This is a genomic window from Scandinavium sp. NPDC088450 (assembly GCF_044900545.1).
Lineage (GTDB): Bacteria > Pseudomonadota > Gammaproteobacteria > Enterobacterales > Enterobacteriaceae > Scandinavium.
In genome coordinates, this window is the sequence record NZ_JBJDNI010000002.1 from 171827 (window position 1) to 198037 (window position 26211).

General features: G+C 55.2%; 22 protein-coding genes, 1 tRNA gene and 1 other RNA gene. 14 read left to right on the forward strand and 10 right to left on the reverse strand.

Annotation, left to right across the window (positions count from 1 at the left end):
• The first annotated feature begins 9 nt into the window (after positions 1-9).
• The 4 genes from glyS to ACI2I2_RS03425 all read left to right on the forward strand — a co-directional run bounded on the left by glyS (position 10) and on the right by ACI2I2_RS03425 (position 4632).
• Positions 10-2079, forward strand: coding sequence for a glycine--tRNA ligase subunit beta (gene glyS / locus ACI2I2_RS03410; RefSeq protein WP_404656623.1), 2070 nt, complete (start codon positions 10-12; stop codon positions 2077-2079).
• Positions 2080-2288: 209 nt separating this feature from the next.
• Positions 2289-2528 (forward strand): type II toxin-antitoxin system RelB/DinJ family antitoxin, encoded by a 240-nt coding sequence (locus ACI2I2_RS03415; protein ID WP_404656624.1) that lies wholly within the window; start codon positions 2289-2291, stop codon positions 2526-2528.
• Positions 2528-2815 carry a type II toxin-antitoxin system RelE/ParE family toxin gene (locus ACI2I2_RS03420; RefSeq protein ID WP_404656625.1) on the forward strand — a complete coding sequence of 96 codons (288 nt, stop codon included), beginning with the start codon at positions 2528-2530 and terminating at the stop codon, positions 2813-2815. The genes ACI2I2_RS03415 and ACI2I2_RS03420 overlap by 1 nt, the downstream gene beginning before the upstream one ends.
• A gap of 194 nt (positions 2816-3009) precedes the next feature.
• Positions 3010-4632 (forward strand): ABC-F family ATP-binding cassette domain-containing protein, encoded by a 1623-nt coding sequence (locus ACI2I2_RS03425; protein WP_404656626.1) that lies wholly within the window; start codon positions 3010-3012, stop codon positions 4630-4632.
• A gap of 45 nt (positions 4633-4677) precedes the next feature.
• Here ACI2I2_RS03425 and ACI2I2_RS03430 read toward each other — a convergent pair whose 3' ends face one another.
• The gene (locus tag ACI2I2_RS03430) at positions 4678-4968 is read right to left on the reverse strand and encodes an HTH-type transcriptional regulator (protein ID WP_404656627.1); all 291 of its coding nucleotides are present in this window, start codon (positions 4966-4968) and stop codon (positions 4678-4680) included.
• 249 nt (positions 4969-5217) lie between these two features.
• On the reverse strand, positions 5218-6585 hold the full coding sequence (locus tag ACI2I2_RS03435) for an MFS transporter (protein ID WP_404656628.1): 1368 nt from the start codon (positions 6583-6585) through the stop codon (positions 5218-5220).
• Between the two features lie 388 nt (positions 6586-6973).
• Here ACI2I2_RS03435 and ACI2I2_RS03440 point away from each other — a divergent pair, with 388 nt between their 5' ends.
• Entirely contained in the window at positions 6974-7684 is a 711-nt protein-coding gene (locus ACI2I2_RS03440; protein ID WP_330984765.1) for a DUF3053 domain-containing protein, read from the forward strand.
• Positions 7685-7784: 100 nt separating this feature from the next.
• Here the strand turns inward: ACI2I2_RS03440 and ghrB are convergent, their stop codons facing one another.
• The 6 genes from ghrB to ACI2I2_RS03470 all read right to left on the reverse strand — a co-directional run bounded on the left by ghrB (position 7785) and on the right by ACI2I2_RS03470 (position 13733).
• Positions 7785-8756, reverse strand: coding sequence for a glyoxylate/hydroxypyruvate reductase GhrB (gene ghrB, locus ACI2I2_RS03445; protein WP_404656629.1), 972 nt, complete (start codon positions 8754-8756; stop codon positions 7785-7787).
• A gap of 23 nt (positions 8757-8779) precedes the next feature.
• The gene (locus ACI2I2_RS03450) at positions 8780-10060 is read right to left on the reverse strand and encodes an MFS transporter (RefSeq protein WP_404656630.1); all 1281 of its coding nucleotides are present in this window, start codon (positions 10058-10060) and stop codon (positions 8780-8782) included.
• Positions 10061-10153: 93 nt separating this feature from the next.
• The gene (locus ACI2I2_RS03455) at positions 10154-11095 is read right to left on the reverse strand and encodes a sugar kinase (protein ID WP_404656631.1); all 942 of its coding nucleotides are present in this window, start codon (positions 11093-11095) and stop codon (positions 10154-10156) included.
• The gene (locus ACI2I2_RS03460; protein ID WP_404656632.1) at positions 11092-11844 is read right to left on the reverse strand and encodes a sugar phosphate isomerase/epimerase family protein; all 753 of its coding nucleotides are present in this window, start codon (positions 11842-11844) and stop codon (positions 11092-11094) included. Before ACI2I2_RS03460 ends, ACI2I2_RS03455 begins: the two co-directional genes overlap by 4 nt.
• A gap of 108 nt (positions 11845-11952) precedes the next feature.
• Entirely contained in the window at positions 11953-12969 is a 1017-nt protein-coding gene (locus ACI2I2_RS03465; protein ID WP_404656633.1) for a LacI family DNA-binding transcriptional regulator, read from the reverse strand.
• Between the two features lie 101 nt (positions 12970-13070).
• Positions 13071-13733, reverse strand: a complete 663-nt coding sequence (locus ACI2I2_RS03470; protein WP_404656634.1) for an OmpA family lipoprotein — start codon at positions 13731-13733, stop codon at positions 13071-13073.
• A 168-nt stretch (positions 13734-13901) separates the two neighbouring features.
• Here ACI2I2_RS03470 and ACI2I2_RS03475 point away from each other — a divergent pair, with 168 nt between their 5' ends.
• Positions 13902-16235: a molybdopterin guanine dinucleotide-containing S/N-oxide reductase gene (locus tag ACI2I2_RS03475; protein ID WP_404656635.1), complete on the forward strand. Its 2334-nt coding sequence runs from the start codon at positions 13902-13904 to the stop codon at positions 16233-16235.
• Here ACI2I2_RS03475 and ACI2I2_RS03480 read toward each other — a convergent pair.
• Together ACI2I2_RS03480 and tag are read right to left on the reverse strand one after the other, a co-directional pair.
• A complete protein-coding gene (locus tag ACI2I2_RS03480) occupies positions 16204-16644 on the reverse strand; it encodes an N-acetyltransferase (RefSeq protein ID WP_404656636.1) in 441 nt (146 codons plus the stop codon). The two genes, ACI2I2_RS03475 and ACI2I2_RS03480, sit on opposite strands and share 32 nt — an antisense overlap.
• The gene (gene tag / locus ACI2I2_RS03485) at positions 16619-17203 is read right to left on the reverse strand and encodes a DNA-3-methyladenine glycosylase I (protein WP_404656637.1); all 585 of its coding nucleotides are present in this window, start codon (positions 17201-17203) and stop codon (positions 16619-16621) included. The genes ACI2I2_RS03480 and tag overlap by 26 nt, the downstream gene beginning before the upstream one ends.
• A 144-nt stretch (positions 17204-17347) precedes the next feature.
• Here tag and ACI2I2_RS03490 point away from each other — a divergent pair, with 144 nt between their 5' ends.
• The 8 genes from ACI2I2_RS03490 (at position 17348) to dppC (ending at position 26209) form a co-directional block, all read left to right on the forward strand.
• Complete coding sequence (locus ACI2I2_RS03490) at positions 17348-18058, forward strand: autotransporter domain-containing protein (protein ID WP_404656638.1); 711 nt, start codon at positions 17348-17350, stop codon at positions 18056-18058.
• Between the two features lie 231 nt (positions 18059-18289).
• Positions 18290-19492 carry an MFS transporter gene (locus ACI2I2_RS03495; protein ID WP_404656639.1) on the forward strand — a complete coding sequence of 401 codons (1203 nt, stop codon included), beginning with the start codon at positions 18290-18292 and terminating at the stop codon, positions 19490-19492.
• 230 nt (positions 19493-19722) lie between these two features.
• Positions 19723-21405, forward strand: coding sequence for a kdo(2)-lipid A phosphoethanolamine 7''-transferase (eptB, locus tag ACI2I2_RS03500; protein WP_404656640.1), 1683 nt, complete (start codon positions 19723-19725; stop codon positions 21403-21405).
• Between the two features lie 89 nt (positions 21406-21494).
• Positions 21495-21571: transfer RNA gene (locus ACI2I2_RS03505), tRNA-Pro, on the forward strand.
• 33 nt (positions 21572-21604) lie between these two features.
• Positions 21605-21737, forward strand: a non-coding RNA gene (locus ACI2I2_RS03510) — RtT sRNA.
• Positions 21738-22513: 776 nt separating this feature from the next.
• Positions 22514-24121, forward strand: a complete 1608-nt coding sequence (gene dppA, locus ACI2I2_RS03515) for a dipeptide ABC transporter periplasmic-binding protein DppA (protein WP_404656641.1) — start codon at positions 22514-22516, stop codon at positions 24119-24121.
• Positions 24122-24280: 159 nt separating this feature from the next.
• Entirely contained in the window at positions 24281-25300 is a 1020-nt protein-coding gene (gene dppB, locus ACI2I2_RS03520; protein ID WP_404656642.1) for a dipeptide ABC transporter permease DppB, read from the forward strand.
• Positions 25301-25309: 9 nt separating this feature from the next.
• Entirely contained in the window at positions 25310-26209 is a 900-nt protein-coding gene (gene dppC / locus ACI2I2_RS03525; protein WP_404656643.1) for a dipeptide ABC transporter permease DppC, read from the forward strand.
• Positions 26210-26211: the final 2 nt, after the last annotated feature.

A 26211-nucleotide genomic window follows, 5' to 3' on the forward strand; every position in this document is an offset into this window, starting at 1 on the left:
GAGGCGGCCATGTCTGAAAAAACTTTCCTGGTGGAAATCGGCACCGAAGAGCTGCCACCAAAAGCCCTGCGCAGCCTGGCGGAATCTTTTGCTGCCAACGTGACTGCGGAACTTGATGCCGCTGGCCTCGCTCACGGTAACGTCGAGTGGTTTGCTGCTCCACGCCGTCTGGCGCTGAAAGTGGCCAATCTGGCAGAATCCCAGCCGGATCGCGAAGTCGAAAAACGTGGCCCGGCGGTCTCTGCAGCGTTTGATGCAGAAGGCAAGCCGAGCAAAGCGGCTGAAGGCTGGGCGCGCGGTTGCGGTATTACTGTTGATCAGGCCGAGCGCATGGTCACCGACAAAGGCGAATGGCTGCTGTATCGCGCACACGTGAAAGGCGAAAGCGCCGAAGCGTTGCTGCCGAACATGATTGCCACCTCGCTGACCAAACTGCCTATTCCAAAACTGATGCGCTGGGGCGCGTCCGACGTGCAGTTCGTGCGCCCGGTTCATACCGTGACGCTGCTGCTCGGTGATAAAGTCATTCCGGCAACCATTCTCGGTATTCAATCCGATCGTGTGATTCGCGGCCATCGCTTTATGGGCGAGCCGGAATTCACTATCGACAATGCCGATCAGTATCCGCAAATCCTGGCTGAGCGTGGCAAAGTCATTGCGGATTACGAACAGCGTAAAGCCAAAATCAAAGCCGATGCTGAAGAAGCGGCACGCAAAATTGGCGGTAACGCCGATCTGAGCGAAAGCCTGCTGGAAGAAGTGACCTCCCTGGTGGAATGGCCTGTTGTCCTGACGGCGAAATTCGAAGAGAAATTCCTCGCGGTGCCTGCGGAAGCGCTGGTCTACACCATGAAAGGTGACCAGAAATACTTCCCGGTGTATGGCAACGACGGCAAACTGCTGCCGAACTTTATCTTCGTGACCAACATCGAGTCGAAAGATCCGCTGCAGATTATCTCCGGTAACGAGAAAGTGGTTCGTCCACGTCTGGCAGATGCCGAGTTCTTCTTCAACACCGACCGTAAAAAGCGTCTGGAAGACAATCTGCCACGCCTGCAAACCGTGCTGTTCCAACAGCAACTGGGTACGCTGCGTGACAAAACTGACCGCATTCAGGCCCTGGCGGGTTGGATTGCCGGACAGATTGGCGCAGACGTCAACCACGCGACCCGTGCGGGCCTGCTCTCCAAGTGCGACCTGATGACCAACATGGTGTTCGAATTTACCGACACTCAGGGCATCATGGGCATGCACTATGCGCGTCACGATGGCGAAGCCGAAGACGTTGCCGTGGCGCTGAACGAGCAGTACCAGCCGCGTTTCGCGGGTGACGAACTGCCGTCCAACCCGGTGGCCTGTGCTGTGGCGATTGCCGATAAGATGGACACCCTCGCGGGCATCTTCGGTATTGGCCAGCATCCGAAAGGCGACAAAGACCCGTTTGCGCTGCGTCGTGCGGCGCTCGGCGTGCTGCGTATCATCGTTGAGAAGAACCTGAATCTCGATCTGCAAACGCTGACCGAAGAAGCGGTGCGTCTGTACGGTGACAAACTGACCAACGCGAAAGTAGTGGATGAAGTTATCGACTTCATGCTGGGCCGCTTCCGCGCCTGGTATCAGGACGAAGGCTTCAGCGTGGACACCATTCAGGCTGTACTGGCGCGCCGTCCAACGCGTCCAGCAGATTTTGATGCGCGCATGAAAGCAGTCTCTCACTTCCGTTCTCTGGAAGAAGCGGCGGCACTGGCAGCAGCCAACAAACGTGTATCGAACATCCTGGCGAAATCTGAAGAAACGCTGAACGACACCGTTCATGCTTCCGTGCTGAAAGAAGCCGCAGAGATCAAGCTGGCGACCCATCTGGTGGTGCTGCGCGATAAACTGCAGCCGTTCTTCGCTGAAGGCCGTTATCAGGAAGCGCTGGTTGAACTGGCCTCTCTGCGCGAGCCAGTGGATGAGTTCTTCGACAACGTGATGGTTAACGCCGACGACAAAGACGTGCGCATCAACCGTCTGACGCTGCTCAGCAAACTGCGCGAGCTGTTCCTGCAAGTTGCGGATATTTCCCTTCTTCAGTAATCAGCTTTACGCATAAAACGAACCCGCCTGTTGGCGGGTTTTTTTATGGGCCACGTATGCTGGTGTCATTCCACGAGGAGGCTCGCAAAACCCGTCAGAAAAGCACAGTTATCTGCATTTCGGGGTGACAGCTTTACTCTGCTTGCTATTTAATCATTGTGTCATGATAATTGTAATGACAAATGTAAATACGCACCGAGGTGAATACCATGGGAAGCATTAATCTTCGTATTGATGATGACCTGAAAATCCGCTCTTTCGCCGCGCTTGAAAAGCTTGGCATGACGCCTTCTGAGGCGTTGCGCCTGACGCTGGAATATATCGCAGAAAATGGGCGCCTTCCCTTTCGACAGACGTTACTCAGTGATGAGGACGCCGAACTCCTTGCCATTGTGAAGGAACGCCTCCGTGATCCGAAACCAGTGAGAGTGACTCTGGATGATCTTTAATGGCTTATCTACTGGACTTTGACGAACGGGCGCTCAGGGACTGGCGCAAACTGGGATCAACCGTTCGTGAGCAGTTGAAAAAGAAGTTGGCGGAGATCCTCGAGAATCCAAAAGTCGAGGCCAATAAACTTCGCGGCTTACCCGATTGCTACAAGATAAAACTCAGGCAGTCCGGCTATCGCCTTATTTATCAGGTTATTGATGAGCGAGTGGTGGTCTTTGTCGTGGCTATCGGTAAGCGTGAGAAAGGCGATGCCTATGCAGAAGCTATTCGCCGCATTCTTTAGCGGGAAATGCTTTTCCCGCTAAGCTGTGCAAAACTTCGCCTTGAAACCCACCCGTTACTAAGGCTATTCTTAGCCCCGACTTTTCTTCCTTCCAGGAGCGCATACCGAAAATGAACACTCACGACTGATGAATTCGGCCCTGATACAACGCATCGCGTTGGCGGGGATGGTATTGATTTCATTCAGGAGTGCTTATGGCTCATTTTATTGCGCAATCCCCTTCTTTTATTTTGCATCAGATCACCTGTCAGTTTGCGACGGGCGAGGTGTTATTTGGTCCGTTGAATGTGTCTCTCGAGCCTGCGCTGTGCGGCCTGGTGGGGCGAAATGGCAGCGGAAAATCCCGGTTATTGCAACTTCTTGCTGGCGTCGAACTGCCTGCTCACGGGCATATCGAGCGCTTCGGTGACGTGGCGTATGTCGCCCAACATCATGAACTTCCCCTTCATCACACTCTTGCTGATTTACTCGGCCTTCGCGATCGCTTCGAGGCATTAGCCCGTGTCACTCAGGGTGAAATGCTGCCTGAAGACGCTGACTTACTGGATGGTCAGTGGGATTTGGCGGAACGTCTGAGCGCCGGCTTTGCTGAGCTCTCGTTGCCCGCCTTTGATCCGTGGCTTCCCGCAGGGCGGTTAAGCGGTGGTGAGCGAGTCAAAGCTCTGCTGTGCGGCGCGTTTCTTTCCGGGGCGGATTATCTTCTGCTGGACGAGCCGACCAACCATCTGGATCGCGCCGGACGAGAGTGGCTCTGGCAGCAGCTTTCGCGGTGGCGAGGCGGGGCGCTCATTGCCAGCCATGACCGGGAACTGCTGGGGAAACTGCCGCGTATACTGGAACTGGCGGTGGGTGATCTACGCAGCTATGGCGGCAACTTTGCGGTTTACCAACAGCAACGCGATGCTGAACAGCAGGCGGCTCGTGCCGCATTGGAGCACGCAGCGACAGAGCGAAAACGAAAGCGCGCAAGAATGCAGAAAGAGCACGATGCCAGTCTGCGACGCTCTGCCCAGACGCTTCGAACCGTGGATTCACTGAACATCGCGTCGTTCGAACGAGTGGCTTACAAAGGGGCAGCGAAAGCCCGACCGGGCACCCTCCGTCGGCAGCATAACGAACAAAATGAGGCGCTTAACGCAGCGGTAAATCAGGCGCGTGAAAAGGTGGAAGACGAGGCTGCGGTGATGTTCATGCTGCCGGGCAGTCAGATAGCCGCAGGTAAACAGGTGCTTGAACTGGATGAACTGGCGCTCCCACATTCATGCTTACCGCCGCTGAGTGCCCTCATTACGGGGCCGATGCGCGTTGCTCTGCGCGGGCCAAATGGCTGCGGAAAGACCACGTTATTGAAAACTGTGTTTGGGCTTGAATCCCCCATTTCCGGCAGTTGCAGGCTGTCCGTGCAGGCTGCCTGGCTCGATCAGCACCTTAGCCAGTTCGATTTATCGCTGTCGGTGATGGACCTTCTGCACCTCGGCGATACGCCATTGGAAGAGGGCGTGTTACGCAGTCGCCTGGCTCAACTCCAGCTCACGGCCAATAAAGTGAAGTTGCCGCTTTCTGCACTTAGCGGAGGCGAACGCCTGAAAGCCGCGCTGGCAAGCGTGCTCTGGCGCCGTGATGCCACGCAGTTATTGCTGTTGGATGAGCCAACCAACCATCTGGATTTGGCTTCGACGCAGGCCATTGAAACCGCCTTATCGACGTTTCCCGGCGCGATGCTGGTGGTGTCGCACGATGAGGCTTTTTTGCAAGGATTGGCCCTGACACACGTGCTGGAATGGCGGGAGAACGGTTGGGAGTTTGGGGCGATATAAACAAAAACCCCCGCAGAGGCGGGGGCGGGTACAGAGAACATGTTGTCAATCAATAAGCTGTTGGCTGATAACCGGGTTCGCCTGCAACAGGCGCATCAGTCTGAGCTCGGTGGGCGACGGTTTCTCTCGTCGCGATTCCCACTCCTGCACCATCGCCACGCTCACACCCATGGCTCTGGCAAATTCTTCAACTTTCAGGCCGGAGCCTTTACGCAGTTGCTCAAACTCGGTAAAGGCTGTGGGCTTTTGGGTCAGGGTAAAGCTCTTTGAATCATCTTTAAAAACAATGTGTTCCAGACTGCTCAGCAGTTCAAACATCGGATCTTTATATTCCATTGAGAACTCCTCTGGAAGGTCTGAGGGATCGTTATTATGGTGAAGCTCATTAAGCTTAGTCAGTAAAACGGGTGAGGGATCGTTACGGGAGTGATTATTTGTGCGATATATTTTTCCTGATGCGTTTCAGCAGCAGCACGGGCAGGACTAATTATTTGATAAAGAAACGGGAACCTTGTTCAGCGCTTTTTTTGTAAATCGATAGTAAAAAAATGAGAAAGGGCGGGCATTGCACCCGCCGTTCCGCTATCAGGCTTTCTGGGTGGTTTTCGCCAGTTCGCTGGCATTCCCCTGAGCAACCCGGCCTGGACGGGTGGCAAAGTATTTGATCATCAATGCGCAGGCAGAAAGCAGCGCCGGAATCGCCAACAGGCCGAAGATGGTCTCAAACGACAGCTGCGCCTGCATCAGGAAGGCGCCGCTGAATGCGCCCAAAATACCGCCGAAACGGCCGATGCCGAGCATCCACGCTACACCTGTCGCTCGCCCTTGCGTTGGGTAGAACCCTGCCGCGAGTGCAGGCATGGAGGACTGTGCGCCGTTCATGATGCTGCCCGCGATGAACACCATCACACCCATCAGCACCAGGCTGCTGGTGGAGAAACCGACCAGGCAAACGAAGATGCCTGTCAGTAGCCATCCCACGGCGACCACTTTGTTGGGGTTAAATTTATCCATCAGCCAGCCCAGCACCAGCACGCCAATGCCGCCGCCCAGCGGGAACAATGCCGTCACAACCGAGGCCTGGCTCATGGATGCGCCCGTTTCACGGATAAGCAGCGGCAGCCAGCTGGTCAGCAGGTAGAAAATCAGCAGGCCCATAAAATAGGTGAGGCACAGCATCACGGTTCCCACGAGATAACGCGGAGAGAAAATCACACCCAGCGCGGATTTCTCCTGCACATCTCCCGCTTCGTGCAGCACGAAGCGAGTCTCAGCAGGAAGGGGAGCAATACGTTTTAAGATGGCGGCAACCTGCTGCTGTGATTTGTTTTTCGCGACCAGATAACGTACCGATTCCGGTAAGAAGAAAATCAGCACCACAGCCATCACCAGCGGCATGATACCGCCGAGGATCAGCACGCTTTGCCAGCCATAATGGGGAATCAGCCACGCGGAAATAAACCCGCCGAGGGAAGAGCCAATCGGGAAGCCGACGAACATCAGATTCACCATCAGTGCACGGCGGCGCTCCGGGGCATATTCACTCATCAGCGTCGCGGCATTGGGCATCGCGGCCCCGAGGCCAAGGCCGGTGAGGAAGCGCAGCAGTGTCAGCTGATTGAGGCTGGTCGCCGCGGCGGTCAGTAAACTGAAACTCCCGAACACGAGGATCGACAGGACCAGCACTTTTTTGCGGCCAATTTTGTCCGCCATGGGGCCGGCGGTTAGCGCCCCGACGGCCAGGCCGACCAGCGCAGCGCTCATTACCGGGCCGAGCGCAGATTTCTGCACGCCCCATTCTTGTACGAGGTCAGAAGCAATATAGCCAATAATGGCGGTGTCGAAGCCGTCCATCGCCACCGTAATAAAGCACAGCACCAGAATCATCCACTGGTACCGGGTGAACGGATGGTCGTTGATAAAGGCCTGGATATCGGTTGTTGTCTTTGTCATGTCTCGATTCCTGGGAGGTAAAATGTGCGATTACCGAACAGATATCCGTTAATCGTTCATTTAATCAAACCATCAGCGTGCTTTTTCGACAATGGGCTGGCGGGCGGAAGCGTGCGATAATCGTACGGAGAGCAACGGTGTGGGGTGGGGTTAAGAATTAAAATTCGTTAATTCATTAAGTTATGGCCTATTTTCCGCAAAAGAGGCAACACCGTAATTGTGATGCAAGCAACAAATACTTAACATATTTAGCAGGCCAGGATCGCCTGCGATTTTTCCGGTCCTGGATGCAGGAAAGGGTATCTTGCGAGGCGCTCGTGGACTATCCTTGTCAGCGTCAGGCACGTGTGTGCCCGTTTGCGCTTTTTTTGGTTGAAGGAGTAATAAAATGGCGACAGGAAAGTCCTGCTCTCGCTGGTTTGCGCCTGTTGCGGCGTTATTGATGGTTGTTAGCCTGAGTGGGTGTTTCGATAAAGAAGGCGATCAGCGCAAAGCGTTCATCGACTTTTTGCAGAATACCGTGATGCGTAGTGGCGAACGTCTGCCGACGCTGACCACCGATCAGAAAAAACAATTTGGCCCGTTCGTGTCCGATTACGCCGTCATCTATGGTTATTCACAGCAGGTGAGCCAGGCGATGGATGCAGGTCTGCGTCCCGTGGTCGATAGCGTGAACACCATTCGTGTGCCGCAGGACTATATGACTCAGCGTGAACCGCTGCGGCAGGCAAACGGCTCGCTCGGTGTACTGAGCCAGCAGCTGGAAAACGCCAAAATGCAGGCGGATGCTGCGCATTCAGCGTTGAAGCAGAATGAAGATCTGAAACCGGTGTTTGATCAGGTGTACAACAAAGTGGTGACGCTGCCTGCGAACGCCCTGCAGCCTCTGATCCCTGCCGCGCAGATTTTCACTCAGCAACTGGTTCAGGTGGGTGATTTTGTGGCCCAGCAAGGGACTCAGGTCAGCTTCGTCGCGAACGGCATTCAGTTCCCGACGTCTCAGCAAGCCAGCCAGTACAATCAGCTGATTGGCCCGTTGGCTTCTCAGCACCAGGCGTTTAATCAGGCCTGGAGCGCAGCGGTTAACGCCACGCGTTAATCGTCATTGCCGGGCGGTGGCTTCGCCTGGCCCGGCCTACAAACCGCTAATTTGCGCCTTTGTAGGTCGGGCAAACAACGTGTCGCCCGACAACATCTTTTCAAAGAACCTGCGGGTTCACGCAGTTCTTCTCGACTTTCCCTTCCAGGGCCGCAATCAGGTTATCCACCGCAGTGGCCGCCATGTTGTAGCGTGTCTCGTGCGTCGCGGAGCCAATATGCGGCAGCGCCACCACGTTGGGCATTTTCAGCAGTTCCGAAGAGACCGGCAGCGGTTCCTGCTCAAAGACATCCAGCCCTGCGGCATGAATGTCGCCGTTTTTCAGCGCAGTAATCAGCGCCTGTTCATCCACCACCGGGCCACGTCCGGCGTTAATGAAAATGGCGGATTTTTTCATTTTGCTGAATTGCTCTGCGCCAAAAAGATGTCGGGTTTCTTCCGTGAGTGGCAGGATGGAACAGACAAAATCGGCTTCCTGTAACAAGGTGTCCAGCGAGCAATGACGTGCGTTGAAGCGCTCTTCTGCTTCTTTATGCTGGCGACGCGCGTTATAAAGCACCGGCATGCCAAAGCCAAAGTGCGCACGTTGCGCCAGCGCCAGGCCGATGCGCCCCATCCCGACGATGCCGATGGTTTTATGGTGCACATCTGTGCCAAACCAGTCCGGGCCGATGCCTTTGGTCCATTCGCCTTTTTTCACGCGTTCAGCCACTTCCACCACGCGTCGTGCGCTGCTCAGAATGAGTGCCATCAGCGTATCGGCGACAGTTTCCGTCAGTGCCGTTGGGGTGTGCATCAGCAGCACTTTGCGGGCATTCAGCGCATCCACATCGAAATTGTCGTAGCCCACGGAAATGGTCGACGTTGCCCGCAGAGCAGGCATTTTCTCCAGCAGTGCGGCATCCACTTTTTCACTGGAGCCTAACAGGCCGACGGCATTTTCAAACGTCTGGGCATGCTGATGAACCGTGTCCGGGTTCAGATTCGGCACCTGAGTCACGGTGAAATGCGCGCTGAGGCGCTGCTGCAGATCGTCGGGTAACGTTTTGTAGAGAATAACGGACGGCTTCATGTTTAGGCTCCATGACAAAAGATTCAGGCGTGGCGAGCGCCGACGGGAAGTTGCTGATTATTAGCAGGCTTAACAAGCAAAGTCAGCCATACCGAGACGAAAAGTGCCACCCCCATAAAAATGTAGGAAGCAGCCGGGCTGCCGGTTGCGCCGTTTAGATAGCCGACAAACCAGGAACCGAAAAACGACCCCAGTGCGCCCATGCTGTTAATCAAAGCCATGGCGCCACCGGCGACGTTGCGCGGCAACATCTCAGGAATAATGGCGAAGAACGGGCCATATGGGGCATACATCGCCGCACCTGCAACCACCAACAAGGAGTAGGAAATCCAGAAATGATCGGCACCGACGGCCCATGAACCAATGAACGCCAGGCCGCCAATCAACAGCAGTGGCCAGACGAACAGTTTGCGGTTGCGCAGCTTATCGGATGCCCAGGATGCCAGGATCATGGCGATGGTGGCCGCCAGATAAGGCACAGCAGAAAGCCAGCCGACTTCGACCATCCCCAGATTCTGTCCGGCGCTGTGAATAATCGACGGCAGCCACAGCACGAAGCCATACACCCCGATGCTCCAGGCAAAATATTGCAGGCACAGCAGTACAACGTTGCGGGAGCGGAATGCCTCGCTGTAGTTGCGGACGGCCTTGATACCCTGCTGTTCACGTTCGAGTTGCGCTTGCAGAGCGGATTTTTCACTGTCTGACAGCCAGCCCACCTGAGCCGGTTTATCTCTCACCAGCAGCCACCAGCAGAATGCCCAGATGACCGCCGGGATGCCCTCGAAGATGAACATTTCCCGCCAGCCGAAGGACTGAATCAGGTAACCCGACACGACGGACATCCACAGTACCGTGACCGGGTTGCCCAAAATCAGGAAAGTATTGGCGCGTGAACGTTCCGATTGGGTAAACCAGTTGCTGATATAAATCAGCATTGCAGGCATCACCGCAGCTTCCACCACGCCAAGAATAAAGCGGATGGCAGCCAGCATCGGAATATTGCTGACCATGCCGGTCAGCGAGGCGCAAGCTCCCCACAGGATCAGGCAAACAAAAATAAGCTTACGTACGCTCCGGCGTTCGGCATACACCGCGCCGGGGATCTGGAAGAAGAAATAGCCGAGGAAAAACAAGGCACCGAGCAGGGAAGAGATGCCTTTGGTGATCCCGAGGTCGTCGTTAATCCCCGCGGCGGAAGCGAAACTGAAGTTGGCACGATCGAGATACGCCAGGCTGTACGTGATAAACACGATCGGCATGATGTACCACCAGCGTTTTGTTGCATTGGTTGAACGGTTCATAAGCGAGCCTCTGTCAGTGAGGTGAGTGCTACCGCCTTTTGTAGGGTACAGGGTAGCGTTGTTTTTTCTTAAAGCTTTCAGTAAGAGGACCGGTTACGCTTCGCCGAGCGTTTCCCGGATCGGCAGCCCTTCGCTGTCGCCCTGCACCTGAATCGCCAGAGAGCCAATTTTGTTGCCACGGGCAACGGCCTGCGGCAGCGTTTTGCCTTCCAGCAGCGCGCTGATCACGCCGACGGCAAAGCCATCTCCGGCACCGACGGTGTCGACCACGTTTTCCACGTGCACTGCCGCTACCGCGCCTTTTTCTCCGTCAGCACTCTGATACCAGGCACCGTCTGCGCCCGTCTTGATAACGACGGCTTTTACGCCGTGGTTGAGATAAAACTCGGCAATCCCTTCTGGCGTGGTCTCGCCTGTGAGGATCGTGCCTTCTTTCAGGCCCGGCAAAACCCAGTCCGCTTTGAACGCCAGATGGTTGAGTTTCTCCCGCATTTCACCTTCGCTGCGCCACAGAACCGGACGAAGATTCGGATCAAACGAGAGCGTTTTCCCTGCTTTTTTCATCTCGCTGGCTGCGTGGTCGAGCAGTTCATAAGAACTTGCCGACAGGGCTGCGGCAACGCCGCTGAGGTGCAAATGGCGGGCTCTGGCAAAGTGGGTGGCTTGATAGTCCTGCAAGCTCAGGTGGCTTGCGGCGGAGCCTTTGCGGAAGTATTCCACAATGGGATCGGTTCCATTTTCAGCTTTAGATTTTAGCTGAAAACCCGTTGGGTAGCGCCCGTCCAGCGTGACGCCCGCTTGATCAATCCCTTCTTTTTGCAGCGTATCGAGCACGAAGCGGCCAAAGCTGTCATCCCCTACACGGCTGACCCAACTGACCCGTAAACCCAGGCGTGCCAGGCCGGTAGCGACGTTTAGCTCTGCGCCTGCGACACGTTTGATAAACTGCTCGGCGGCACTCAGGTCGCCGCTCTGTTGGGCGACAAACATCGCCATCGCTTCGCCGACAGTAATGACATCCAGTGGCTGGTTCATTTTGCCTCCTCGCGCAACATGCGGACATAACGGCGGGTGACAGCAACCAAATCGCTGCCTTCGAGTGGGAATTCAATGCCGCGCGGCACGTCGTTCGGCAGAAGAGCCAGCAATTCGGCCCAGCGCGGATCGCTGTCTGGTGGCACTGCGCGCCAGCCGGATGCGTGAGACTGAGCGGCTTTGACGTGAACATAACCGACGCCAGAGGCTAATTGTTGCGCTGCGGTTTCCGGTGAATCGCCCACCCACAGCCAGTTTGCCATATCAAATGTGAGGCGAAGCGGGAGCGGGTGTTCGGTGATGGCCGTCAGGAAACCGAGCATTGGCAACAGTTTGCCGCAGTCGGTCTGATCGTTTTCAACCACCAGTGGAACAGAGCTGCTGGCTAGCGTTTCCCGAAGCACAGACAGGGAAGAGGAGGCATTGAAATGGCCGAGAGAGAGTTTGAGCCACTGCGCATTTAGCGCCTTCGCCTCCTGCATCAGGGACGCCAGCTGAGGATTCAGGCTACCGTCAGCGGCAAACAAGGCCTGTGGGGCAGAGTAACAGGCCTTCAGGTTATGTTCGCGTATCGCGGCACCGAGTGCAGGCAGGGTATCCAGCTCCTGTGGGCTGAACATTTCCCGGCGGATCTCCACGCCATCCGCGCCTGCGGCGGCAATAATCGGCAGAACGGCCTGCTGCCCTCCCAGCGATTCCACGCATTGGTGACCGTAGGCAGCGGTCACAACGATGATTTGTCTTCCCATCTGGCGACTCCAGAGCAAATGATATGAGTGTCTCTGTAGTACGCTAAATGGAACCGGTTCCAAAGAAAAGCCAACGCCGCTCAATTTATGATCGCAGTCACAACTCAATTAACGGCTGGTGGAACCTCTGACGATCAGTTCACCGGAGAAAACCTGTTCGCGGATAGGCTCATTGCTGCCTTCAATCCTGCGCACCACTTGCTCTACGGCGGCATAACCAATCTGCCAGGTGGGTTGTTTGAGGGTGGTGATCCCCACGCCTGCGAGTTCGGCCCATTCCAGCTCGTCAAACCCGAGCAGGCCAATATCGCTTCCCCAATGCAGGCCAAGCCTTTTAAGCGAACGAGCGACCTGCAGCGTGAGTGCGCCGTTGGCTGAGATCACGGCTTTGCGCATGCCTCGGTGGGTGGTGTGAAACTGACGCAAGGCATTGTCGATAAGCGCACTGTCGTTGAGAGGCACTTCGGCGTTTTCCGCGCTGATCCCTGGGTGGCGGGCAAGTGTGGCGCGAAACGCAGCCAGACGCTCCCGGCGCGTGTTGACGCTGCCGAGCGGTTCGCTCAAAAACAGCAGGGCTTCAAACCCTTGATCGATGAGGTGTTCAGTGGCGGTGGTGGCGGCCTGAGTATTGTCGAGTCCGACAACATCGCAGGCGAAGTCCGGGATTTTGCGGTCAATCAGCACCATCGGCAGCGCAGATTGCTGCAGGCGGTTTAGCCCCGCTTCATGCATCCCCACGGCGTTGACCACGATGCCTTCCACCTGATAGCTGCGCAGCAAATCGAGGTAGTGGCGTTCCTGATCAACTTCGTTGTTGGTATTACAGACCAGCGGAGTGAATCCCTGCTCTCGGCAGGCCGCTTCAATGCCACTGAGCACATTGACGGAATAGGGGTTGGTGATATCAGCGATGATGAGGCCAATCAGGCGGGTTCTGCCATGCTTGAGCCCACGTGCCATAAGGCTTGGGCGATAATCTAACTCGGCGATGGCGGTTTCGATTCGGGCCAGCAACGCCTCAGAGAGCAAATGCTTTTCGCCGTTCAGATAGCGTGAAACGCTGGTTTTACCCGTTTTTGCTGCTTTTGCCACGTCGCTGATGGTGGCTCGCGCCTTGTTCGCCATGAGGGGTTCCTTCGCCTGAATGTGTGAACACCTTAGCGTGAAAATGGGCGATGGCAAGTTGTTAATACCGGGGGCGATGGTCTCGCCGCCCGGCACAACGGTTACTGCAGCGGAGTCAGCGTGATTTCTACACGACGGTTCTGTGCTTTGCCTTCGGCGGTGCTGTTGCTGGCGATAGGATTCGCCGGGCCCATGCCGGTGGTACGAATACGGTTGGCTGATACGCCCTGAGTGATGAGCGAGCTGGCGACAGATTCAGCACGCTGCTGAGACAGACGCATGTTCAGGTCCTGGCTACCGGTGCTGTCGGTGTAGCCGACCACGTTCACGGCAGTTTTCTCATACTCTTTCAGCACCATCGCCACGCCCGTCAGCGTGTTAGCCCCTGCGGGTTTCAGGTTTGCGCTGCTGCTGTCAAAGGTGACGTTATTGGGCATGTTGAGCACGATGCTGTCACCATTACGCGTAACGCTGACGCCAGTGCCCTGCATTTTTTCACGCAGTTTTGCTTCCTGCACGTCCATGTAATAACCGACGCCACCGCCGACAGCAGCGCCTGCTGCTGCGCCAATCAGCGCGCCTTTGCCGCGGTCTTTCTTCGACGACGAGAGCATGCCGATACCGGCCCCGGCCAGTGCGCCAATGCCTGCGCCAATGCCGGATTTACCGGCTTCGCGCTCACCGGTATAAGGGTTCGTCGTACAGCCTGACAGGGCCAGCGCGCCGCTTACCATAGCGGCAATCATGATTACGCGTTTTTTCATCTTCTTTCCTTAATCCTTTTTATTCTTTGCCACGGCGTACGTGGCGGTTGATTATGACGCGGGAAAGTGATGAAAATTCCATAAGCTTTTTATAAATTTGTAAATAAATCGAACGGCAGTGACAAAACCGCCGTCGCAACACCTGCATCAGTTAACCGGGAGCCTGTTTTGGCCAATTCATCTGCAACAAAAACCATTCTGACCGCGGCCCACTGGGGGCCAATGCTGGTTGAAACCGATGGCGACACGGTGCTTTCTTCCCGTGGCGCTTTGGCGGGTACCTTTGAAAACTCGCTGCAAAGCGTGGTGCGCGACCAGGTTCACAGCAAAACACGTGTGCGTTACCCGATGGTGCGCAAGGGTTTTCTGGCTTCACCAGCCAGCCCACAAGGCGTGCGCGGGCAGGATGAATTTGTGCGGGTAAGTTGGGATGATGCGCTCAATTTGATTCACTCTCAGCATCAGCGCATTCGCGAAACCTACGGGCCTGCTTCGATTTTTGCTGGCTCTTACGGCTGGCGTTCCAACGGCGTGCTGCACAAAGCCGCCACGCTGTTACAGCGCTACATGAGCCTCGCAGGCGGGTATACCGGGCATCTTGGCGACTATTCTACCGGCGCAGCGCAGGCCATCATGCCTTATGTCGTGGGCGGCAACGAGGTGTACCAGCAGCAAACCAGCTGGCCGCTGATTCTGGAAAACACCGACGTGGTGGTGCTGTGGAGCGCCAACCCGCTCAATACTTTGAAAATTGCCTGGAATGCTTCTGATGAGCAGGGCATTCCTTATTTCGACCAACTGCGTAAAAGCGGTAAGAAGCTGATCTGCATTGATCCGATGCGATCGGAAACCGTCGATTTCTTCGGCGACTCGATGGAGTGGATTGCCCCACACATGGGCACCGATGTGGCATTGATGCTCGGCATCGCCCATACGCTGGTGGAAAACGGCTGGCACGATACTGATTTCCTCGCGCGATGCACGACAGGCTATGAGCATTTTGCCGACTACCTGACGGGTGAACGCGATGGGTTAGCCAAAACCGCAGAATGGGCAGCGGAAATTTGTGGCATTAATGCGGATAAAATTCGCGAACTGGCGAAAATATTCCACGAAAATACCACCTTGTTGATGTCTGGCTGGGGCATGCAGCGTCAGCAGTTTGGCGAGCAAAAACACTGGATGCTGGTGACACTTGCCGCCATGCTCGGGCAAATCGGGACGCCGGGCGGCGGGTTTGGCCTCTCTTATCACTTTGCCAATGGCGGTAACCCGACGCGTCGTTCCGCCGTGCTGGCTTCGATGCAGGGCAGCGTGGCGGGTGGAACCGATGCGGTGGATAAAATCCCGGTGGCGCGAATTGTAGAGGCTCTGGAAAACCCTGGCGCACCTTATCAGCACAACGGGATGGACAGGCATTTTCCGGACATCCGTTTTGTCTGGTGGGCGGGCGGGGCTAATTTCACCCATCATCAGGACACCAACCGTCTGATTCGTGCCTGGCAAAAACCTGAGCTGGTGGTTATCTCCGAATGCTTCTGGACTGCCGCGGCGCGCCACGCTGATATCGTGCTGCCCGCGACCACCTCGTTCGAGCGTAATGATTTGACCATGACCGGCGATTACAGCAACCAGCATCTGGTGCCGATGAAGCGTGTTGTGCCGCCGCGCGATGAAGCGCGTGATGACTGGGACGTTTTTGCCGAACTGAGTGAACGCTGGGAAACCGGCGGTCGCGAGCGCTTTACCGAAGGCAAAAGCGACCTCGAATGGCTCGAAACCTTCTATGACATTGCCGGGCAGCGCGGGGCCAGCCAGAAGGTGACGTTGCCGCCGTTCAGTGAGTTCTGGCAGGCCAATCAGCTTATCGAAATGCCGGAGAGCGAGCAAAACGCGCAGTTCGTCCGCTTTGCCGACTTCCGTGAAGATCCGCAGGCGAATCCGTTAAAAACCGACAGCGGCAAAATCGAAATCTTCTCCCAACGCATCGCAAGTTATGGCTATGCAGATTGTCCGGGGCATGCGACGTGGCTGGAGCCAGACGAGTGGCATGGCAACGCTCAGGCGGGGCAGCTTCAGTTGCTGTCAGCGCATCCGGCCCATCGCTTGCACAGTCAGCTTAATTACACCGCCTTGCGCGAGCGCTATGCGGTTGCCGGGCGTGAACCACTGACGTTACATCCTCAGGATGCCGCCGAACGTGGCATTGCTGACGGTGATTTGGTGCGGGTGTGGAACGGCCGTGGACAAGTGCTGGCTGGAGCCGTGGTGACAGAAGGCATTCGGCCTGGCGTGATTTGCCTGCACGAAGGCGCGTGGCCGGACCTGGATAGACAGGCGGGTGGCATCTGCAAAAACGGGGCGGTCAATGTGCTGACCAAAGATCTCCCCAGCTCGAAGCTGGGGAATGGCTGCGCGGGCAATACGGCGCTGGTGTGGCTGGAGAAGTACAACGGCCCGGTTCTGCCGCTTACAGCATTCGATCCGCCTGCCAACGCATAATCCAGGTCGGCTGCCGGGTTTCATCCTGCCATGCGCTGTCTTCAATACGAAAACCCTGCGCATGGTAGAAGTTCACCGCCCGGCTGTTCTTCTGATACACCTCAAGGCTTAAATCCGGGTAACGCTCGCAGACCCACGCGAGCAGCGCCCGGCCAATACCTTTTCCGATACTGTCAGGCGCAACAAACAGCGCGCCGACAAAACGTTGGTCCATCACGCTGACAAAGCCCTTCACCCCCTCATCTTCTTCCCACACCCAGGTTTGCGCCGAAGGCAGGTACACATCGCGCACTATCGGCTCGCTTTCGTACCAGTAGCGCTCTTCAATAAAAGGATGGGCGAAGATAGTACTTTCAAGCCACAGTGTCAGCAGAGGCTGGAGGTCACGACTTTGCCACTTGTGGATCATCTCCACCTCCCGGGTAGCAGAAACAGGTGCTGACGTGATCGTTAACCAGACCGCACGCCTGCATAAAGGAGTAGCAAATGGTAGAGCCGACAAATTTGAAGCCGCGTTTTTTTAGGGCTTTAGAGAGCGCATCAGACGCAGGCGTGCTCACGGGAATATCTGACAGTGCGGCAACCCGGTTCTGCTGTGGCTGATTATCGACAAACGACCAGACGAAATCATTGAAGGATTCGCCCTTAGCTTCCATTTCCAGAAAGGCTTTTGCGTTGCCAATAATGGCCTGAATTTTCCCACGGTGGCGGATAATTCCGGCATTTTGCACCAGCTTCTCCACATCTTCTTCGGTCATCGCCGCGACTTTTACCGGATCAAAATGGTGGAAGGCCTCGCGATAATTTTCACGTTTCTTCAGCACCGTAATCCACGAGAGTCCGGCTTGCTGGCCTTCAAGGCAGATCATCTCAAACAGCTGCTGGTTGTCTCGCTGAGGGACACCCCATTCGCTGTCGTGGTAGGCAATATAAAGCGGGTCCTGACTGACCCAACCGCAACGTTCCATCCTGTTCTCCCACTTTTTTGATGTCGATGAAGAAATGTTCAACCTGCCTTGACGACAGAAATAAAATGACAATATTTAGTAATACGCAGTGCGTAAAAAAATCATAACAACAATGCCGGATTCGGCTCTTTCGGAGTCGCAATAATGATAGTTAAGAGATGCAATGGCTTCCGGGGTATGATCTACCCGGTTTCTGTTTTTGTCGGGATGTCTTTCGCGACATCCGCATTTGCCTGGCAACAGGAATATATCGTTACTGACCCACAAAGTAATACGCCGGAACGTTATACCTGGGATAGCGATCACCAACCGCGTTACGATGATATTCTCGCGGAGCGTATCAGCGCGTCGCAACCCCAACCCGGCGTGGCGATGAATACCCCCGATGAAACGCCGATCGAGACCACTCGCACGCTTAGCGTGGGCTGGAATATTCCGCTCAGCGAGATGTTTTCTACCGGGCCGGTGGCAAGCTGGCATTATGACGGTTCGGCCACCTCAATGTGGAACGAATTTGGCGACAGCGGCACCAGCACTACCGCACTGACTGACCCGATGTGGCACGCCAGCGTGAGCTCGTTGGGATGGCGTTTTGATGCTCAGCCCTTGTGGGGCGTGCATCCTTGGGCGCAAATCAGCTACAACCAGCAGTTTGGCGAGAATCAGTGGAAATCACAGTCGGGCCTGAACCGCACGCCCACTTCAGCCCAGGACGGAAGCTGGACCGACGTTACCGTCGGGGCCGATATGCTGTTGACCCAGCATGTTGCGGCTTACGCTTCGTTGTCACAGGCGGACAACATGAGCGAAGGGGCCAACACGCTTTATATCATGGGTGTGAGCGCTCGTTTTTAACATTTTCCTACTTCGGAAATACATTCGTTTTACGGTAAAGTTACAATTATCGCGCCGCTTTCGGCGATAGTAATCACTAACTCTTCGTCGTTTTATTTTTTGGCAATGTCATTCATTCCGTCCTCAGTGCATTTCATTCCGCGCTGACGGCAGTTCATGCCTTTTTTAACCCGGCATGAAATGCACTTCGTTATTTTAAGCAGCAGTTAATCTTCATAAGGCACCTCTGCTATGAACGCTGCAATTCGCCCCTCTACTCGTTGGCTGACTTTGGTTGGCACCATCATCACCCAGTTTGCGCTGGGTTCGGTTTACACCTGGAGCCTGTTTAACGGCGCACTCTCCGACAAACTGGATGAGCCTGTCAGCCAGGTCGCTTTCTCCTTCGGTCTGTTGAGCCTTGGCCTGGCGCTTTCGTCATCCGTTGCCGGTAAGTTGCAGGAGCGTTTTGGCGTGAAGCGCGTCACCATGGCCTCCGGTATTTTGCTCGGCGTGGGTTTCTTCCTGACGGCTCATGCGAACAGCCTGATGATGCTGTGGCTCAGTGCGGGCCTGCTGGTCGGCCTGGCGGATGGCGCGGGGTATCTGCTGACGCTGTCTAACTGCGTGAAGTGGTTCCCGGAACGTAAAGGGCTTATTTCGGCGTTTTCTATCGGCGCTTATGGCCTGGGTAGCCTCGGGTTTAAGTTTATCGACAGCCATTTGCTGGCAAGCGTCGGGCTTGAGAAGACGTTTGTTATCTGGGGCGCGATTGTGCTGGTGATGATTGTCTTTGGCTCGACGCTGATGAAAGATGCGCCGGAGCAGGAAGTGAAAACGGCTAACGGTACCGTGGCGCGTGATTTCACCCTGGCGCAGTCGATGCGTAAACCACAATACTGGATGCTGGCAGTGATGTTCCTCACCGCCTGTATGAGCGGGCTGTATGTGATTGGCGTGGCGAAAGATATCGCGCAGGGCATGGTTCACCTGGATGTGATGACTGCGGCGAACGCTGTGACGGTGATTTCCATCGCCAACCTTAGCGGCCGTCTGGTGCTGGGCATTCTGTCCGACAAAATCGCTCGTATCAGGGTTATCACCATTGGTCAGGTTATTTCTCTGGTTGGTATGGCGGCCTTGCTGTTTGCACCGTTGAATGCAACAAGCTTCTTTGCGGCGATTGCCTGTGTGGCCTTTAACTTCGGCGGCACCATCACCGTGTTCCCATCACTGGTGAGTGAGTTCTTTGGCCTGAATAATCTGGCAAAAAATTACGGTGTGATTTACCTCGGCTTTGGGATTGGCAGCATTTGCGGGTCTATCATTGCCTCGCTGTTTGGCGGGTTCTATGTCACCTTCTGCGTAATTTTCGCCCTGTTAATTCTCTCTCTGGCGCTGTCCACCACCATTCGCCAGCCAAAACGCGAAGTGCTGCAACAGGCCCACGCTTAACGTGAAGCTGTAATTTATTACTCCAGTCAATAAGACGATCCGGGTGATTAATTTTGTAAATATTCCCCGGATCACACTTCCTGCTGACACTTTTTCCCCGCGCTATGGTCTACTTGTCGCGCTTGTAGACGTTTCCGATAACCGTTTCTGACGCAATAACTTAATCTGCTTGTTGTCATTCCGGCAACCAAGTCGGTTTTTTGATTTCCCTTTCCCAGGGTTTAGCTTGCATGAATTACATAAAATCGCTGACGCAGCAAAGACTTTGCTTATTCCTTGCTGTGTATATCGGCCTGTTTCTTAACGGTGCTGTTTTAGTCCGCCGCGTTGAGGTTTATCTCGAACATCTCACGGTCAGAAATGGAATTTTTGCCCTCATTGAGGTGTTTGGTTCCTTCCTCGCGACTTTCTTCTTACTTCGCCTTTTATCGCTATTCGGCCGTCGGGCCTGGCAAGTGCTGGCTTCGCTGGTAGTGATCATATCCGCCGCAGCCAGCTACTACATGACTTTCATGAACGTGGTGATTGGCTACGGGATTGTGGCCTCGGTGATGACCACCGATATTGATTTATCGAAAGAAGTGGTGGGCCAGGGCTTCATGATGTGGACCGTGCTGTCCAGCCTTCCGCCGCTGCTGTTCATCTGGAGTAACCGTTGCCGCTACACTCTGCTGCGCCAGCTTCGCACTCGCGGGCAGCGTGTCCGTAACATTGCCGTCGTGCTGATGGCGGGCCTTCTGGTTTGGGCCCCGATTCGCCTGATGGAACAGCAACAGAAGAAAATCGAAAAAGCCACCGGTGTGGATATGCCGAGTTATGGCGGCGTGGTGGCGAACTCGTACCTGCCATCAAACTGGCTTTCTGCGTTGGGGCTGTATGCCTGGGCGCAAGTCGACGAGTCATCGGATAACAAATCCCTGATTAACCCGGCCAAAAAGTTTACCTATGTGGCGCCAGGTCACGAGCTGGATGACACCTACGTGGTGTTTATCATCGGCGAAACGACGCGCTGGGATCATATGGGGATCCTGGGTTACGACCGCGACACCACGCCGAAGCTGGCCCAGGAGAAAAACCTGGTGGCTTACCGCGGTTATTCGTGCGATACCGCAACCAAACTCTCTTTACGCTGCATGTTTGTGCGTCAGGGCGGGGCTGATGAGAACCCACAGCGAACGCTGAAAGAGCAGAACGTTTTTGCCGTGCTCAAGCAGCTTGGCTTTAGCTCTGACCTTTTCGCGATGCAGAGCGAAATGTGGTTCTACAGCAACACCATGGCGGATAACATCGCTTACCGCGAGCAGATTGGCGCCGAGCCGCGCAACCGTGGCAAAGACGTGGACGACATGCTGCTGCTGAACGAGATGTCCCGCTCGTTGGAAGGCCATCCTAAAGGCAAACATCTGATTATTCTGCACACCAAGGGGTCGCACTACAGCTACTATCAGCGCTACACCCGTGATTTCGCCAAGTGGGGACCGGAGTGTGTGGGGATCAACAAAAACTGTAGCAAGCAAGAGCTTATCAATGCCTATGATAACTCGGTGCTGTATATCGATACCTTTATCAGCCGGGTGTTCGATCAGTTGCGGGATAAGAAGGCGATCGTGTTCTATGCCGCAGACCATGGCGAGTCGATCAATGAGAGAGAGCACCTGCACGGCACACCGCGCAAACTCGCGCCGCCAGAACAATTCCGCGTGCCAATGCTGGTGTGGATGTCGGATAAATATCTGGCCAACCCAGCCAACGAACAGGCATTCCAGCACCTGAAGCAACAGGCTGAAATGAAGGTGCCGCGCCGCCATGTGGAGTTGTACGACACCATCATGGGCTGTCTGGGCTACACCTCGCCGAATGGCGGCATCAATGAAAACAGCAATTGGTGTCACGTTCCGGCAAAGGTTCAATAACAGCTGGCGAGTTTCTCACCGACTGAATCGGCTTTTGGCTAAAAGGGATTGACGGGGTAGCATCGCAGCAGTAAGATGCGCTCCGCATTCGGCGAGTAGCGCAGCTTGGTAGCGCAACTGGTTTGGGACCAGTGGGTCGGAGGTTCGAATCCTCTCTCGCCGACCACATTTGAAAAACCTGCTTTTAAAGCAGGTTTTTTTTCGTCCGGAATTTGTGAGGATGAGAAGCTCCGGGGAAGGAGGTTCGAGCCGAGCGAAGCGAGACAACGTTGCTTTAGCAACGGCCCGCAGGGCGAGCCACGCAGTGGCGAGTAATCCTCTCTCGCCGACCACATTCGAAAAACCTGCTTTTAAAGCAGGTTTTTTTTCGTCTGGAGTTTGGCAATTCCCCCCTCTCCCTAACCCTCTCCCCAAAGGAGAGGGGATGAAAAGCGCCGTGTCTTACTCCCGTTTCCCAAAGGAGAGGGGATAAAAAGTGCCATGTCTTTCTCCCTCTCCCCGCGGGAGAGGGCAGGGGAGAGGGGCATCCACCTCAGCCTCATCGGCAAACTGTAATAAACCCCTCACTCACCCCATATCACGCCATCAGTTAACCATTTTGTGACATATTCCATTGTATTTTTTTATATTTGATTAGCTCAAATCTTGCGTTACTTATGGATAAGCTCAGCATTTTCCGCTGTGCGTTTTAACGTTCACGCTATTAATCGCTCAGATTATCGCCATCTCGCAAGAAATTTTTGCCAATTCGCACAATTGTTAATCACTGGTTATTACAAGGTGTGAAGATGATTGTGCTGCTGTTAAGTGCGTAGCATAAATTTCCCTGCTGAAAACATGCCTCTGAAGTTTTTTTAATCTTTGTTTGTCAATTCTCACCCCTGATGTAAATCCCGGTTACCTGTATTGACGTTTGCACATCTTGTTGACAGATTGTAGGGCATGAGGGGCATTTCAGGGAGAATCTGCGCTGCAACTCAGTCGCTCTTCTGAAAGGAATCTCCAACCCTTTTAACGCCTTCGGGCACTACCGACCAGACCGGGTAAAAAACAAATAAAGGCCTGGCGGAAAAACACAACAAACAAACATCACATTTGGAGCAGAATAATGAGTATTTCCTTGAAAAAGTCAGGGATGCTGAAGCTTGGTCTTAGCCTGGTGGCACTGACTGTAGCGGCAAGCGTGCAGGCCAAAACCCTGGTTTACTGTTCTGAAGGCTCGCCGGAAGGCTTTAACCCACAGCTCTTCACCTCTGGTACCACTTACGATGCCAGCTCCGTTCCTATTTATAACCGTCTGGTTGAATTCAAAACCGGGACCACGGAAATCATTCCTGGCCTGGCAGAGAAATGGGACGTTAGCGCCGATGGCAAAACCTACACTTTCCACCTGCGTCAGGGCGTGAAGTGGCAGGACAACAAAGATTTCAAACCGACTCGCGATCTGAATGCTGACGACATCGTCTTCTCCTTCGATCGTCAGAAGAATGACAAAAACCCGTACCACAAAGTCTCTGGCGGCAGCTATGAGTACTTCGAAGGTATGGGCCTGCCGGACCTGATCAGCGAAGTGAAGAAAGTGGACGACAATACCGTTCAGTTCGTGCTGACTCGCCCGGAAGCACCGTTCCTTGCGGATCTGGCGATGGACTTCGCGTCTATTCTCTCCAAAGAATATGCAGACAACATGCTGAAAGCCGGTACGCCGGAGAAAGTTGACCTGAACCCAATCGGTACCGGTCCGTTCCAGCTGCTGCAGTACCAGAAAGACTCCCGTATTCTGTACAAAGCGTTCCCGGGTTACTGGGGCACCAAGCCACAGATCGACCGTCTGGTCTTCTCCATCACTCCAGATGCCTCAGTGCGTTACGCCAAACTGCAGAAAAACGAATGCCAGGTCATGCCATACCCGAACCCGGCTGACATCGCTCGCATGAAGCAGGACAAGAACATCAACCTGCTGTCTCAGGCGGGTCTGAACGTGGGTTACCTCTCCTTCAACACCGAGAAGAAGCCGCTGGATGAGGTGAAAGTTCGTCAGGCGCTGACTTATGCGGTGAACAAAGAAGCGATCATCAAAGCCGTTTATCAGGGCGCTGGCGTTGCCGCGAAAAACCTGATCCCACCAACCATGTGGGGCTATAACGATGAAGTGAAGGATTACACCTACGATCCTGAGAAAGCCAAAGCGCTGCTGAAAGAAGCGGGCCACGCAGACGGTTTCACCATCGACCTGTGGGCAATGCCAGTTCAGCGTCCATACAACCCGAACGCTCGCCGTATGGCTGAGATGATTCAGGCTGACTGGGCGAAAGTGGGCGTGAAAGCCAACATCGTGACCTACGAGTGGGGCGAGTACCTGAAACGTGCGAAAGCGGGCGAGCATCAGTCTGTGATGATGGGCTGGACCGGCGACAATGGGGACCCGGATAACTTCTTCGCGACCCTGTTCAGCTGTGCTGCGGCGAAAGACGGTTCCAACTACTCTCGCTGGTGTTACAAGCCGTTTGAAGACCTGATTCAGCCGGCGCGTGCGACCGACGATCACAACAAGCGTGTTGAACTGTACAAACAGGCTCAGGTAGTGATGCATGACCAGGCTCCGGCGCTGATCATCGCTCACTCCACCGTGTACGAGCCAGTGCGTAAAGAAGTCAAAGGCTATGTGGTGGATCCGTTGGGCAAACACCACTTCGAAAACGTCTCTGTCGAATAATTAAAAATGTAAGGGGCACTCACGTGCCCTTATGCCCGGCGGCGCTGTGCTTGCGCGGGCCTACACAAGTAGGCCGGGTAAGCGGCAGCGCCACCCGGCAGTTGTGAGCAATACAGACGAGCAGTTCCAGGCTGAGCGTCTTTAGAGAGAGTACGTGTTATGTTGCAGTTCATCCTCCGACGTTTGGGATTAGTCATCCCGACCTTTATCGGTATCACCCTCCTCACGTTTGCCTTCGTTCATATGATCCCCGGCGACCCGGTGCTGATCATGGCAGGTGAGCGTGGTATCTCCCCTGAGCGTCACGCCGAGCTTCTGGCCGCTTTAGGCCTGGATAAGCCGCTGTGGCAGCAATATGTCCACTATGTCTGGGGTGTTCTTCATGGCGATTTGGGTATATCGCTGAAGAGCCGTCTTCCGGTGTGGACGGAGTTCGTGCCGCGTTTTAAAGCGACACTGGAACTCGGCGTCTGCGCCATGATTTTTGCCGTCGCGGTTGGCATTCCCGTTGGCGTGCTGGCTGCCGTCAAACGTGGCTCCATCTTCGACCATACCGCTGTTGGCCTGGCGCTGACCGGTTACTCCATGCCTATCTTCTGGTGGGGCATGATGCTGATCATGCTGGTCTCCGTGCAGCTCAACCTTGCGCCGGTTTCCGGACGTGTCAGCGATTCAATTTTCCTCGACGATAGCCAACCCCTGACCGGTTTCATGCTGATAGATACCGCCATCTGGGGCGAACCGGGCGACTTTATCGACGCGCTGGCACACATGGTGCTGCCTGCCATCGTGCTCGGCACCATTCCGTTAGCGGTGATCGTGCGTATGACCCGTTCGGCGATGCTGGAAGTGCTGGGCGAAGACTACATCCGTACCGCACGCGCGAAAGGGCTGACGCGCATGCGCGTGATCATCGTCCATGCGCTGCGTAACGCGATGCTGCCGGTGGTGACGGTTATCGGTTTGCAGGTTGGCACGCTGCTGGCGGGCGCGATCCTGACGGAAACCATCTTCTCCTGGCCGGGTCTTGGACGCTGGCTGATTGATGCGTTGCAGCGCCGTGACTATCCGGTGGTGCAGGGCGGGGTGCTGCTGGTGGCGACGATGATTATTCTCGTCAACCTGCTGGTCGACCTGCTGTACGGCGTGGTGAACCCGCGTATTCGACATAAGAAGTAAGGGGCCATCATGTCACAAGTCACTGAAACTAAAGTTACTGCTCCGGTGCCCATGACCCCGTTGCAGGAGTTCTGGCACTATTTCAAACGCAACAAAGGCGCGGTAGTCGGGCTGGCGTATGTGGTGGTGGTGATGTTCATCGCTATCTTCGCCAACTGGATTGCGCCGTATAACCCAGCAGATCAGTTCCGTGATTCGCTGTTAGTCCCGCCGTTCTGGCAGGAAGGCGGCACGCTGTCGCACCTGCTGGGCACCGATGACGTAGGCCGTGATGTGCTGTCGCGTCTGATGTACGGCGCGCGTCTGTCGTTGCTGGTCGGCTGTCTGGTCGTTGTGCTGTCGCTGGTGCTGGGGATTGTCCTCGGTCTGGTGGCGGGCTACTTCGGCGGTATCGTTGATAACATCATCATGCGTATCGTCGACATCATGCTGGCGCTGCCAAGCCTGCTGCTGGCGCTGGTGCTGGTGGCCATTTTTGGCCCGTCGATAGGTAACGCCGCGCTGGCGCTGACGTTCGTCGCCCTTCCTCACTACGTGCGTCTGACGCGTGCGGCGGTGCTGGTGGAAGTGAACCGCGACTACGTGACCGCATCGCGTGTAGCGGGTGCTGGTGCGATGCGCCAGATGTTCGTCAATATTTTCCCAAACTGCCTTGCGCCGCTGATTGTTCAGGCGTCGCTCGGTTTCTCGAACGCCATTCTCGATATGGCCGCTCTTGGCTTCCTTGGCATGGGTGCGCAGCCGCCAACACCGGAGTGGGGCACCATGCTCTCCGACGTGTTGCAGTTCGCGCAGAGCGCCTGGTGGGTGGTGACCTTCCCGGGTCTCGCTATCCTGCTGACGGTGCTGGCATTTAACCTGATGGGCGACGGTCTGCGCGACGCGCTGGATCCGAAACTGAAGCAGTAAGA